The following is a 12,873-nucleotide window of genomic DNA, read 5'->3' on the forward strand; positions in this document are numbered from 1 at the left end:
TTTTACTTGTATAACATTATTATTACAATCGGATTAAACTTTGTCGAATCTTGCTTAGCTAAGGAATTAAGCACTATATTTTATTTGATGTCGACCCCTATCTCGATTTATAATGTATATTATGGCTCTTTTAATGTCACCAAATGTTTTGAGCAGGAAAAGGAGAGTTGCCGGTTTGCTATCTCACTACTATACCGTAAAAGGTAATGGAGAGCATGAAATAATTATCCAGAAATCAAGATTTATTACTAATATCAGTCGTGCGACTACAGAAGATGAAGCTCTAAGCTTTATACAGGAAATAAAGAAAAAGTATCGTGATGCAACCCATAATTGCTCTGCTTACCTTATTGGTGAACATGCTCAAATTCAAAAAGCCAATGATGACGGTGAACCAAGCGGTACTGCCGGAGTCCCGATGCTTGAAGTGTTGAAAAAGAAAAAACTAAAAGATACGGTAGTTGTAGTTACCCGTTATTTTGGTGGGATTAAACTTGGTGCAGGCGGATTAATTCGTGCATATGGAAAGGCTGCTTCAGAAGGACTTTCTGCTACAGGACTAGTGGAGCGCAACTTGATGCAAGTTATGCATACAACTATTGATTACACACTGCTAGGTAAAGTAGAAAACGAAGTGCGTTCATCCACCTATATCATTGACAATATTGAGTACCAAGAAAATGTACAAGTTAATGTGCTTATCCCAGCATTGAATAAAGAAGACTACCTTAATTGGATAATTGATTTAACACACGGAAAAAATAACACAACTGAAGGAAAGCTATTGTATAGAGAGACAGATGTGGTACTCTAGCCTAAAGGAGACTAAACATTGAATAACTCAAGAATAAAACGAAGAAATAGGAAGAAGAGAGTTCTGAAACGGGTCCTTATGTTTTTGGTTATTGTTCTTCTTTCTGTAGTTGCTTATGGTGGCTATGTATTTTATCAAACGTTCCAAGCTGCGAATAGCGCTTATACAGAAATAGATCGTGGAGAGAAGTCGAATCTACGTGACAAAAAAATAGAAATAGGTAAAGATCCTTTTTCAGTATTAATTATGGGTGTGGAAGATTATTCAACAGGTGGCGAAAATGGAAGAACCGATACCCTCATTGTTGCAACCATTAACCCTAAAGACAAAACCATGAAAATGCTCAGCATCCCTCGTGATACCTTAGTAACCATACCAGACAGAAATGAAGAAACAAAAATAAATCATGCTCATTCATATGGCGGGAAAGATTTAACCATTGAAACAGTTGAGTATTTTCTAGATGTTCCGATTGATTATTTCGCAACAGTAAACTTTGAAGGTTTTAAAAATATTATTAACATCGTTGACGGTGTTACTGTGGATGTTCCTTTTGATTTTTACGAAACAAGTGATGAAACAGGAAAAAGACTTAATTTTTATGAAGGTAAAATGGAGTTAGATGGCGAGAAAGCACTTGCTTATGCAAGAATGAGGAAACAAGATCCTAGGGGAGACTTTGGGCGTAATGACAGACAACGTCAGATCATGGCAGCCGTCATCGACAAAATCTTATCACCACGAAATGTGTTTAAAGTGGATGAAATTGCTGGAGAACTTGGAAGTAATGTTGAAACAAATGTAAGAATGGCTCAAGGACTCGGATTGGCACAGCAGTTCGCCAACTTTAAATCCAATGATATCGAAACCATTAATATTGAGGGAGAAGACTCTTATATTGGTGGTGTGTACTACTTCGTCCCTTACGATGAAAGTATACAGGAAGTTCGCAGTTCGATCCGCTCTCACCTTGAAATACAACCTGCAGAAGATGATTTATAACACTAGCCTTCCCGTTCCCCGGGGAGGTTTTTTCCTGTCCCCACGCCCACGTGTACACCGCGCACAATAAAAGAGCCAAACCCAACAAAGGGTCTGGCTCTTATATAACATCTATCAATCTATCATTTTTTGATAGGTGACTTATGGATTAATTAATGTCTTCCAAATACTTTCCTGTAGAACTTCATAAACGGCTTGTTCTGTTCGTTAAAGATACCTACAAGTTCTGCAATAAACTGGATCAAGATGATAAGCAGTACGGTAATTAAAATCGTACCCCAGATGGTTGCAGAAGTTAAAAAGATTGCACATGCTGCAAAGATGATACCGAATCCGTAAATGACAAGCACCGTATTCCTATGGGACAAACCTGAAGCCAACAACCTGTGATGTAAATGACTTTTATCAGGTGCAGATATTGGTTGCTTGTTCAAGATTCGGCGAATGATCGCAAATGCTGTATCAAATACTGGCACACCGAGGATAATAATCGGGATGACAAAACTGAAAAGAGTCACACTTTTATAAAGCCCAAGTAGTGATAATACGGAAATGCAGTAGCCTAAAAACAGTGCACCTGTATCTCCCATAAAGATTTTAGCTGGGTGGAAATTATAAAACAAAAATCCAATGGTGCTACCCAAGATAATAAGGGATAGCGTCAAAATTAACTCTTTACCACCAAGACCTGCAATTACTGCGATAGTCGCAATAGCAATAGTTGATATACCTGCTGCAAGCCCATCCAATCCGTCAATAAGGTTGATCGCATTTGTTATCCCGACAATCCACAAAATAGTAATAGGGATGGACAACCAGCCTAATTCAAGGCGTTCCACGATAAATGGGATGGTAATGAAGTCAATTTTAAGTCCTGTATAAACTATAACACCTGCAGCGGCTATTTGCCCTACAAGCTTTGTTCTTGCTTTTAATTCATACTTATCATCAAAGACTCCAATCAGGACAATTATCAATGCCCCTATGGTAATTCCGGTAATTCTTTGATCGTATAGACCAACAAATATATATCCTACAACAACACCAATGAAGATCGCTAGTCCCCCTAGACGAGGCATGATCTTCTGGTGAACTTTTCGATGGTTCGGTTTATCGGTTGCTCCAATATAATGAGCGAATTTTATGACCAATGGCGTGATAACGAGGACGGTGATGAATGACACTACGAAAGCAAGTATTAATTGTAAATCCATTGTCGTCACCTAATTTCTTGTTCTTATTTTTAGCATTTCATCTTTGAGGAACAAACATGTCTAGTTTAATTATCCAATTGCTTGTATCGCACCCTTTGTCATTTTAACAGATATTTTCTGCATTGAAAATATAAATGTGTAAATGTAATATTAGGTGTCCATGTTGTAATATGGATGACTTAAGCGTAAACAGCACTCACTTTTTCTTTAGTCATATACCCATTAAACCCGTTTTCGAACGCCATTGTAAGCATAATTTACAAAACACCATACAGACTTAAAAAATCCCAGCTTCTCTATTTGACGATAAACTTGCCAATTTCGTTTCGCTGTTTTGAATTTATTACTGGAAATAGATCCTTCGACATACCGGTATTTAGCTAAATTCTCCTGAATACCATAAGCAATATAGCCCTTTTTAAGGATAGAAAGCCAGTAGGCAAAATCCTGTCTGGTTCTAATCAACGGCATTTTCATCTTGCCAAGTTTTTCAATATTAAGGACAACAGTTAAGCATCCAATAATTGTATTCTTTAAATAACCGTCATAATCAATTTGATCAGGTACACCGACCACTTTATTTAGGTCATTTCCGTCTTCATCAATAATGGAATATTTAGTGAAGGAAAAGGCAATATCCTTCTCTTCCATAAATGCAATTTGCTTCTCAAGTTTTGTCGGCACCCACATATCATCGCTATCAAGAAATGCCACATACTTACCTTTTGCTGCTTCAATAGCTGTATTACGAGCGACAGCAGCACCACTGTTGACTTCTAGTTGTATTAAATTAATTCGCGCATCATTTTTTGCATATTGTTTTATAATAGAAACACTGTTATCACTTGATTGATCATCTACAAGGATGATTTCCCAGTTCTCATATGTTTGATTAAGCACAGACTCAATGCAGCTTGCAATATGTTTTTCTGCGTTATATACAGGTGTAACGACTGTCACTAAAGGAGAATGGTTTCGTTCATTCATGATTAATTCCTCCTACCAAAAATTAAGCAATGTTACTAATTATGTTTACCTATACTTTCTTTTACATTCCTTACAAAAATAATCAAATGGCTATCGAATATCGATAGCCATTAAAACCTAGCATCTATTAATCTTAATAAATATTAATTGCCCAAAAGAATTTTGTCAATTTTCCACAAAACGCTGGAATGAACAGCCTGTCTGCCGCCAAGTATCCCGAATTCCTCATGGTGATTATTTATAAGATAACTCTCTGTGGAAGAATCAATATCTTCAGGACGTACAAGTATCAATGCCTTACCTTGCTTCGCAGCCAGCAATCCTCCAGTCAAGGCATCTTTAAAATCTGCTCCTGTAGCAAAATAGTACCCATCATAGGATGAATTAAAGTATTCGGCAACAGCAACATTAGTTTTGTAACGATCTGCTCCAGAAATTCGTGTCGCTTGTAAGTTTTTTTGAACGGATTCACTAATGGGTTTAGTGCCACCAATAATATATTTACGGGTAAAATTATGGGACTGAAGAAAATCTTTTGTAGCACTTGGGACCCATGTTTGTTCTACAAATACTATTGGCATATTTCGTTTGGCCGCTTCAACTGAAGCAGACAACGCATCCGGAAAGCTCTTTCCATTCACTATCATTACTTCCCCATTTTCTTCTGCTACAAACTTACTTATTTCCACAGCTGTAGCATAGCGTGTTTTTCCTGAAATCCGTGTTGATTTCATTCCATTAGCGTGTAGTTTATCCTGCACACTTTTACTTATAGCCTGTTCTCCTCCGACTACAATCACATGGTCTACTCCCTGTTCTTTCATGGAAGCAATGGTCCCCTGTGGTAAAAAGCTTTTCTCTGACAGGTAGATAGGACTATTAATTTTATAAGCCAAAGGAATTACCGATAGGCTGTCTGCAAAAGTTTTGTTGCTGGATAAAATTGCGAAATTCCCTTTCAAAACACGGGTACCCTTTGTCAGGGTGGATGTAGAAACAGTATCCCAGCCTCTTTTCGCAACTTCGACTGAAGTTTCCAAAGAATTCTTTCCTGATATCCTGTTTTTTTCATGATAATACTGAAGAGAACCTGCTGCATTTACTCGGCCTAGCCTGATTGGAAAGTTAGAGGCATCCTTGCTTGATTCTTCTATGATTTCCTTTAATTGTCGACCTGTGAGATTCTTGTCAGTACTTTTCAGCATAGCTGCTTGCGAAGAAACTAATGGAGCTGCCATGCTTGTACCGCTCATTTTTCCGTAACCGCTAATGCTATTTGAAAAAGAAGTAGGCAGTGCGCTAAATATTTCAACTCCAGGAGCAACTACAGCGACAGAGTCACCATAATTTGAAAAATCAGCTATTCCACCTGCTAAATTAGATGCCCCTACAGACATGACTCCTGGATAGCCTGCTGGATACTCTATTGTATTAGAAGAATTATTTCCGGCTGCAGCTACTACCATTACGCCACTCTTTACCGCTTTATCAATCGCTTCTTTCAACGTACTGTTTTGTTTCTCCCCTGCAATACTGATGTTGATGATGTCTGCACCATTCTCGACTGCATAATCAACACCGGAGGCAATATCAGAAGCAAAAGCACCATGGCGATCTCCTACTTTGATTGGCATTAAATATGTATCTTTAACAATGGATGCTATGCCGTTGCCGTTATTGGTTTTGGCACCGACAATACCGGCTACATGTGTCCCATGGCCAATTTCGTCCACCGGCATACTACTTGGCGACATGATATTATAAGGTTTTACCATGTTGTCTTTAAGATCAGGGTGATCAGGATCTATCCCTGAGTCAAGTACAGCAACGACAGGCTTATATTGTTGCTCGTATTCTGACCACGCTTCCTGTACATCCATCACTTGTAAGTAATCTTTTTGAAATGGGTAGTGGGGGTCGTCTATACTGGTATTTGTGGTTGTATAATAGAAGAAACTATCCTCTTCTACGTATTCCACTTCATCTTGGCTTTCAAGATCTTTTTTAATTTTATTAAAGTCTTTCTTTTTAATGTTTTTTATTTGTGGTTTTGCTTTACTAAAAGAATAATTGTCTTTTTCTTTATATTTGACAATTATCCTCATGTGCTCATCTTGAGAAGCTTGCACAACCTCTTTGTCGAAAAGAGGGGTAAAGCACAAGAGCGTTACTAGAATTAAACCTAAGCTTTTTTTCATCGTCTTTTCTCCCCAATACCCCTTAGTTTCTCTTTTGTCTGTTTTATACTGTTGTTTTTTCAGATAAACATTACGTCTTTAATAATCCAGCCGTTTCCGTTTCTTTCGACTGTGAGATTTACCTCAATATTAAATGTTTCATCTACCCAACGTACGAGCACTTCTTTATCTTCTAAATGGATATATTCTGCTTCTTCAATTTCAGAACTTAAAGAAAGAAATTGTTCGATAAAGGCACCCATCTCTTCGTTTTCTCCAGACCAATAATCGACTAGATCACTTAACATCGGTTCTGCAAAATAATTGGATAAGTATCCTTCTAATTCCTCACGAGTCATGTCCTCTGGATTTGGATAATGCTCTTCTACCGTTAGATTATGAAATTTAAATTTAGCAATTTCAATATAAGACATGATATTCCGCTGTTGACCCACACTGATTTCTTCTGCTTCTTGTGGTTCTTGATTGTAAAGGACCTCTTCACTATCTAAAAAGAAAAAGCCTGAAATAAAGATAATACTAAAAAGCAATAGTAATATATTTCTCCAACGTTTTTTCACCCAACACACCTCATTAATGCGTTTATTCTATACAAGACCAAAAGATGTGCAAATATTGCACACCTTTCCTTTTTTGTTCTTATACTTTTTAAAGCTTGTTGACCGTCCTTCTTCCGATCGATGCATAATAATACCCAAGGTCCGCCATTTGATTGAGGTCGAACATGTTTCTACCATCAATCAAGACAGGTTGCTTCAGCTTTTTCTTTAAATCAGCTAAATCAAGATCCTTGAATTCCTTCCAGTCAGTAAGGACAATTACTGCATCTGCACCTTGGACAGCTTCTTCATATGAATTCACAGTATTTAAGTTTGCAATTTCTCTTTTGGCATTTGCCATTGCTACCGGATCATACGCAATTACATCTGCACCGTCTTCCAATAATTTCGGTATAACATCAATAGAAGGAGCAGCACGCATGTCGTCTGTATTAGGTTTAAATGCCAATCCAAGTACAGCAAGCTTCTTCCCTTCTAGTTCCCCATTGAATGCTTCTTTTACTTTATCGTATACACGGAATCGTTGCATGGCATTAACGTTTTCAACATCTTTTACTATTCTCAGGTTATAACCTACGTTTGCTGCTATATTAATCAAAGCATTTGTATCTTTAGGGAAGCAAGACCCTCCATAACCAATCCCGGCAGCCAAAAAGGCTTTTCCAATTCGATTATCATATCCCATGCCTTCTGCTACTTTTGTTACATCCGCTCCGACAAGTTCACATATGTTGGCAATTTCATTAATAAAACTAATCTTAGTCGCTAGAAATGCATTAGCGGCATACTTAATCATTTCTGCCGTTTCAATATCAGCAACCACAATATTTGTATTAAAAGGTTTATGAAGCTCTGTTAGCACTTCTTTCGCCTTATCGCTTTCCACTCCGATTACTGCTCTTTCCATATTCATCGTATCGTAAATAGCAGAACCTTCACGAAGGAATTCAGGGTTAGATGCTACATCAAAGTTAGAATTGCCGGCTTCTTTTTCAATAATACCTTTAACCCACTTCCCTGTTCCAACAGGTACCGTACTTTTAGTAACAATCACTTTATAACCATTTAGGTTCTTCCCGATTGACGTAGCAACCGCTTCAACAAACCTGAGGTCTGCTTCCCCATTTTCTTTCGGAGGAGTCCCCACTGCGATAAGGACAACGTCTGCTTCATCTAAAGCATTATCCAACTGAGTTGTAAAAGAAAGACGATTTTCTTTAATATTTTTCAGTACCAGTTCTTCCAATCCTGGTTCATAAATAGGGATAATCCCTTTTTTTAAGTTACTAATTTTATTTTCATCAATATCCACGCAAGTGACTTTGTTTCCTATGTCACTAAAACAGACTCCGGAAACAAGTCCAACATAACCTGTTCCAATAACACAAATATTCATCTTAATCCCTCGCTCGCTATTCTATAAGTTGCGGACTAAATCTTTTAAGTATTTTTCAACAGGCTCTTTTAGATCATTTCTCATTAGCGCAAATTCAATCTGAGCTTGAATAAAACCGAATTTATTTCCTATATCATATCTTGTCCCTTTGAAATGGAATCCATAGACATCTTGGGAATTCGTTAATTCTTGAAGTGCATCCGTCAATTGTATTTCGTTTCCTCTTCCAGGTTCAATCGTTTCCAGTACATCAATGATTTCAGGAGTCAGCACGTATCTACCCATGATAGCCAAGTTAGAAGGGGCCTCTTCCACAGAAGGTTTTTCTACAAGCGACTTAACTTTAAATGAGTCTTTTCCACTTTCATCATGGTCATAGTCAATTACCCCATAACTGGATAAATCTTCGTTAGGAACTTCCTGCACACCGATAACAGAAGCGTTTTTCGCTTCAAATTCGTCTATTAATTGCTTTAAACAAGGCTGATCCTTAGAAACAACAATATCGTCCCCAAGCATAACGGCAAATGGTTCATTACCGATAAATTTTCTTGCACACCAAATGGCATGTCCCAACCCTTTTGGTTCTTTCTGTCGTATATAATGAATATCTGCCATTTCCGAGATTTTTTTAATTTCATCGAGTTGTTCAAACTTTTCTTTTGCCAACAACGTTTCTTCAAGTTCCAAGGAACGGTCGAAATGATCTTCAATTGCACGTTTTCCTCTGCCTGTTACAATAAGTATTTCTTCAATTCCTGATTGAATAGCTTCTTCAATAATATATTGAATCGTCGGTCTGTCCACGATGGGTAACATTTCTTTTGGTTGTGCTTTTGTTGCCGGCAGAAACCTTGTTCCTAAACCAGCTGCAGGAATTATCGCCTTTTTCACTTTCATTATCCCAACACCTCAATCCTTTAAATTAGTTGTATAATTTTAGGGTCATCTACTTTTCAATCTTGATAGTGTAGACATTCCTTTATCTCTTTTCCCTAATTCCACAAAAATAAAGATAATAATTACAATCGCCCAAAATCTTGGTGATACAAAGTCTGAACGGTACATGGATGTGATAGCCAAATGCACCCAGAGTATGAGCGAATATAAAAAGTATTTATGCTCGTTACGTACTTTAAATAAACGATAAAAAACATAGACAAACATTGCGGTAACTAATAGGAATCCGAAAACTCCATGTTCAAATAATAAATCAATAAAAATATTATTAGATGTTACACTAAGCGGACCTTGATGGTATAGAAATTTCGTTTGTGCCAAGAACCAATAGCTCCCCGGACCAAATCCGAATATACTATTAACCCAGGAGTAGTCAAATAGCCAGGCAATAGGCATAACCAGCATATACAGTCTGCTATGTCTGTGAATATCAAACAACGTATCAAACCTACCTGTAATAGGCTGTAACAATTGCAAGGCGAAATCCCACTGTAAAATCATAAGAATTGCGACTGGAATTAGCCCGTAAAGGGTGTACTTCAGTATCTTCCTCTTGTTTTCTAACTTTGTTGTGAAGAAAATGACTACTATAAAGCCTATTAATAGAGCCATATTCGCATATCCACTGACAGAAAAAGAAAAAATCAACACGAACATGCATGGGATGAAGACAAGAAGAAAGTATTTCTTCTTACTGGCATATAAAACTAGCCCAATAATGAGAGCATCAATTAAAAACGGTACAAGATAACTTGGCTCGTCCGTAATTGACGTTAACCGGAAATTAAATAGTACGTTTGATTCTACGCTATGTACAAAAGATCTGGTATTTAGGTCAATCATCGGATAACCAAACATGAAATGAAGAAATTGCCATATCCCGATTGCGGTTACAATTAAAACTCCGAATAAATACCATCTAGTAATGGATAAAAGCACCTTGTTATCCAAAAAGGATACCAGCTTAAAGAAGGCATAAAACAGCATTAAAAATAATGTTAGATTAATTACCCTGTTGGGTAACGCCTGTGTGATGTAGTCTACATAATGAACAGATAACATCACTGTCAAGTTAAAGAAAGCTGCCAATATGGCAAGAATACCCGGTATGTAAATGGAGCCTAAAAACGCTTTTTGTTCAATGCTTAAGGGATTCAATTGTTTTCTGTCTTTAAAATGAACAAGAAGCAAAAGAAACAATACCCCTGTTGTTAAAAAAGTGGCTAAGACGGATGATGGAACTGGTGTCAACTTTTGATAGATGCCTGAAACGGAATAAGGCGCCAAGAACATGAATAATCCCATGATAATAAGAATTATTTTTTCCTTATGCTGTTTCAATGCTGTTAGAAAATAACCCATTTGATATTACCAATCCTTTTCTGATCTATTTCTACTTTTTTCGACTTACCTAATTAGATATAATAGCACATACCGTTCCAACGTTAAATAGTTTGCCCACTTTGCCACAACTCATTTGATTTATAGAAAAAAAACTATATAATATGGGAAGAATATATCCCATCTGGTCAAATAGTACGGCTAAGAAATAACGCTTATGGGGGAAGAAAATGAAGTTAAAACTGTTTAGTTTATTCGCAATAGCATCAATATTCTTAACCGCATGCGGGGATAGTGTCCTTGTTGTTCGAACTCCTCTAGAAGGTGATCATTATGTGAGGAGCAATATAGAGTCTCTTGAATGGAGTCACTTCTCAGACATGGTTGCCAGTGATAGCGACATCCAAGAGGACGACTTCAATCAACTAAAGTGGACATTAGAACACTACAACAAAACCCGCTATATCATGGTTACTGATGAGTTATATCGTTTTGATGAAAATGGAAAGATGGTCTATTATTCAGACTGGAAAGAAGAAAACGGTGAATATAAATTAGAGAAATTGGAATTTCCTAATTATGATACAACCGGTAATATGGAGTAGAAAACGGCCTTAGCGGACGTTTTCTACTTTTTTTTGTATTGAAGCATCTCTTTCAATGACGCAATGTAAAAAGGAAATGGTCTTTCGAGATAATTGAACTTCTTAATAAATAAAAAGGTCAGCATAGCAAATCCAACTGGAGTGTTAAAAATTCTTTTAAACAGTGGCCCTTTGCTGGAGAATGCTTTAAAATTTAACCTCGTGTCCATGCTAGGCTTGCCATGATAGACGACAACCTTTGGTACATAACTGATTTGATACCCTTCTTTATGCATCATGTGAAGGAAAATGTTCTCTTCCCCGCTTGGGTATTTTGCTCCAAGCCCGAAATCTTCATCAAAAGAAACCTTTTCCTTATCTACAATCTGAAGATTCAAGAAAATTTCAATAGAAGACTTTCTAAATAAATCTTGGAACTTTAAACTCTCCTGAGCATTTTTCGGATAATCCTTATAGTACTCTTTTTTCTCCGGGTCGTAGATTTGGTAACAAACAATTCCCCCATTGTTTTCTTCAAAGTAGTTATGAACCTCCAAAAATGCATGAGGCTCGTACCAACAATCATCATCAGAGAATGTAACAATATTACCTTTTGTATAGTTAATTCCCATATTTCTTGAGTAAGACAGCCCTTTTCTATCTAAAGAAACATGCTCATAAGCAAATGAATAATTAGCAAGAAGGGTGCCTACTTTTTCATGATTATCTTGAGAAACCACGATGGCTTCAAAATTTTGATACGTCTGGTCACTGAGACTTTGGAATAATCGTTCTAATTCCATTTCTCTCGTTCCTAGTGTAGGTATGACAACACTAATCATTTCTTATCGCCCTCACCATCTTCTGTTTTAAAACCTCGTGCATGTCAGTTGCGTCTTCCTGGTTGAAATAATGAAATAAATGCTAGTAAGAAAGGCGGTAAGAATAATGCTACCGCTTTTATATTTGGATAATAGTAAATGCTTTTTAAAGAATACTTTAATGAATATAGATAATTATTTCGATGAACTGCCTTTGAGAGATGCAAGAATCTTGATGATTTGAATCTTCTTTGGAGCGTAGGGGATTTCCCCTCCAGTACTTTACGGTATTTATCGAAAAGATACGTTAATGCTCGGTGGTGATTCTCGCTTTTCCCACTAATCTGATTGGCTGCATTTTTTGCAATAGTATATCTGACATTATATTGATTATCATGAGCCACTTTTGTCCGTTCACAGCATCTTATCCATAAATCATAGTCTTGCATGGCAGGCAGATTATTATCAAAACCACCAGCCTGTTGAAATACTTCTTTTTTAACTGCAACGGATGAAGTAGTGCCGATATAATTATCTTCAAATATTTTGGGATACAGGTTACCCTTTACCGTAGCAGGAATCCTTCTAATCACCTTTTTACGGTTGGTGTTATATACAACTAATTTCCCTGAATATACTAAGCCAACATCTTGGTCCACTTCAAATTCTTTAAGCTGGCTTTTAATTTTTCCAGGCTCCCACGTATCATCATCGTCCAAAAACATCAAAATATCCCCTGCCGCATTTTCGGCACCTAAGTTCCGTGCATAACAAGCACCTTTACTCTTAGGTATTTTGAGGTATCGAAATGTAAAATGGTCGTTCTCATATCCGTTCAGGAACCGTTCCGTTTCTCTGTCCTCACCATCCATAACCACCATAACTTCGTCCGGCTTTTCCGTTTGCTCCTCTATACTTTGCAAGGCCAGAAGCAAAAGATGCGGTCTATTATGTGTAGGGATGATGACAGATACATTATTCATATATGCTCTCACC

12 protein-coding genes are annotated in these 12,873 nt (G+C 37.1%); 3 read left to right on the forward strand and 9 right to left on the reverse strand.

The genetic code is table 11. From position 1 onward, the window contains the following. Positions 1–175 precede the first annotated feature (175 nt). Positions 176–814: a YigZ family protein gene (locus M313_RS0115150; protein ID WP_010197214.1), complete on the forward strand. Its 639-nt coding sequence runs from the start codon at positions 176–178 to the stop codon at positions 812–814. 18 nt (positions 815–832) lie between these two features. Next, a complete protein-coding gene (locus M313_RS0115155) occupies positions 833–1,816 on the forward strand; it encodes an LCP family protein (protein WP_010197215.1) in 984 nt (327 codons plus the stop codon). 152 nt (positions 1,817–1,968) lie between these two features. Here M313_RS0115155 and M313_RS0115160 read toward each other — a convergent pair whose 3' ends face one another. The 7 genes from M313_RS0115160 to M313_RS0115190 all read right to left on the reverse strand — a co-directional run bounded on the left by M313_RS0115160 (position 1,969) and on the right by M313_RS0115190 (position 10,493). Continuing rightward, the gene (locus tag M313_RS0115160) at positions 1,969–3,030 is read right to left on the reverse strand and encodes a glycosyltransferase family 4 protein (protein ID WP_010197216.1); all 1,062 of its coding nucleotides are present in this window, start codon (positions 3,028–3,030) and stop codon (positions 1,969–1,971) included. A 222-nt stretch (positions 3,031–3,252) separates the two neighbouring features. Beyond that, positions 3,253–4,017, reverse strand: a complete 765-nt coding sequence (locus M313_RS0115165) for a glycosyltransferase family 2 protein (protein ID WP_010197219.1) — start codon at positions 4,015–4,017, stop codon at positions 3,253–3,255. A 143-nt stretch (positions 4,018–4,160) separates the two neighbouring features. Beyond that, entirely contained in the window at positions 4,161–6,215 is a 2,055-nt protein-coding gene (locus M313_RS24660) for a S8 family serine peptidase (RefSeq protein ID WP_010197222.1), read from the reverse strand. Between the two features lie 59 nt (positions 6,216–6,274). After that, positions 6,275–6,775: a hypothetical protein gene (locus M313_RS0115175; protein ID WP_010197224.1), complete on the reverse strand. Its 501-nt coding sequence runs from the start codon at positions 6,773–6,775 to the stop codon at positions 6,275–6,277. Positions 6,776–6,863: 88 nt separating this feature from the next. Further along, a complete protein-coding gene (locus tag M313_RS0115180; RefSeq protein WP_010197226.1) occupies positions 6,864–8,171 on the reverse strand; it encodes a UDP-glucose dehydrogenase family protein in 1,308 nt (435 codons plus the stop codon). Between the two features lie 21 nt (positions 8,172–8,192). Further along, on the reverse strand, positions 8,193–9,071 hold the full coding sequence (galU, locus tag M313_RS0115185; protein WP_010197228.1) for a UTP--glucose-1-phosphate uridylyltransferase GalU: 879 nt from the start codon (positions 9,069–9,071) through the stop codon (positions 8,193–8,195). A 45-nt stretch (positions 9,072–9,116) separates the two neighbouring features. Next, positions 9,117–10,493, reverse strand: coding sequence for an O-antigen ligase family protein (locus M313_RS0115190; protein ID WP_010197229.1), 1,377 nt, complete (start codon positions 10,491–10,493; stop codon positions 9,117–9,119). 209 nt (positions 10,494–10,702) lie between these two features. On the opposite strand from M313_RS0115190, the gene M313_RS0115195 reads away from it, so the two are divergent. After that, positions 10,703–11,077 (forward strand): hypothetical protein, encoded by a 375-nt coding sequence (locus M313_RS0115195; protein WP_010197231.1) that lies wholly within the window; start codon positions 10,703–10,705, stop codon positions 11,075–11,077. A 23-nt stretch (positions 11,078–11,100) separates the two neighbouring features. Here M313_RS0115195 and M313_RS0115200 read toward each other — a convergent pair whose 3' ends face one another. Together M313_RS0115200 and M313_RS23735 are read right to left on the reverse strand one after the other, a co-directional pair. Further along, positions 11,101–11,898 carry a glycosyltransferase family 2 protein gene (locus M313_RS0115200; RefSeq protein ID WP_010197233.1) on the reverse strand — a complete coding sequence of 266 codons (798 nt, stop codon included), beginning with the start codon at positions 11,896–11,898 and terminating at the stop codon, positions 11,101–11,103. Positions 11,899–11,942: 44 nt separating this feature from the next. Further along, positions 11,943–12,860: a glycosyltransferase family A protein gene (locus M313_RS23735; RefSeq protein WP_010197236.1), complete on the reverse strand. Its 918-nt coding sequence runs from the start codon at positions 12,858–12,860 to the stop codon at positions 11,943–11,945. Positions 12,861–12,873 lie beyond the last annotated feature (13 nt).

This window comes from Bacillus sp. m3-13, from assembly GCF_000175075.1.
Lineage (GTDB): Bacteria > Bacillota > Bacilli > Bacillales > Bacillaceae_I > Sutcliffiella_A > Sutcliffiella_A horikoshii_C.

Excerpts from the sequence above, each read along its gene's own strand:
- M313_RS0115160 (WP_010197216.1), bottom strand. The coding sequence starts at position 3,030 with ATGGATTTACAATTAATACTTGCTTTCGTAGTGTCATTCATCACCGTC.
- M313_RS0115165 (WP_010197219.1), bottom strand. The coding sequence starts at position 4,017 with ATGAATGAACGAAACCATTCTCCTTTAGTGACAGTCGTTACACCTGTA.
- M313_RS24660 (WP_010197222.1), bottom strand. The coding sequence starts at position 6,215 with ATGAAAAAAAGCTTAGGTTTAATTCTAGTAACGCTCTTGTGCTTTACC.
- M313_RS0115180 (WP_010197226.1), bottom strand. The coding sequence starts at position 8,171 with ATGAATATTTGTGTTATTGGAACAGGTTATGTTGGACTTGTTTCCGGA.
- galU (WP_010197228.1), bottom strand. The coding sequence starts at position 9,071 with ATGAAAGTGAAAAAGGCGATAATTCCTGCAGCTGGTTTAGGAACAAGG.
- M313_RS0115190 (WP_010197229.1), bottom strand. The coding sequence starts at position 10,493 with ATGGGTTATTTTCTAACAGCATTGAAACAGCATAAGGAAAAAATAATT.
- M313_RS0115195 (WP_010197231.1), top strand. The coding sequence starts at position 10,703 with ATGAAGTTAAAACTGTTTAGTTTATTCGCAATAGCATCAATATTCTTA.
- M313_RS0115200 (WP_010197233.1), bottom strand. The coding sequence starts at position 11,898 with ATGATTAGTGTTGTCATACCTACACTAGGAACGAGAGAAATGGAATTA.
- M313_RS23735 (WP_010197236.1), bottom strand. The coding sequence starts at position 12,860 with ATGAATAATGTATCTGTCATCATCCCTACACATAATAGACCGCATCTT.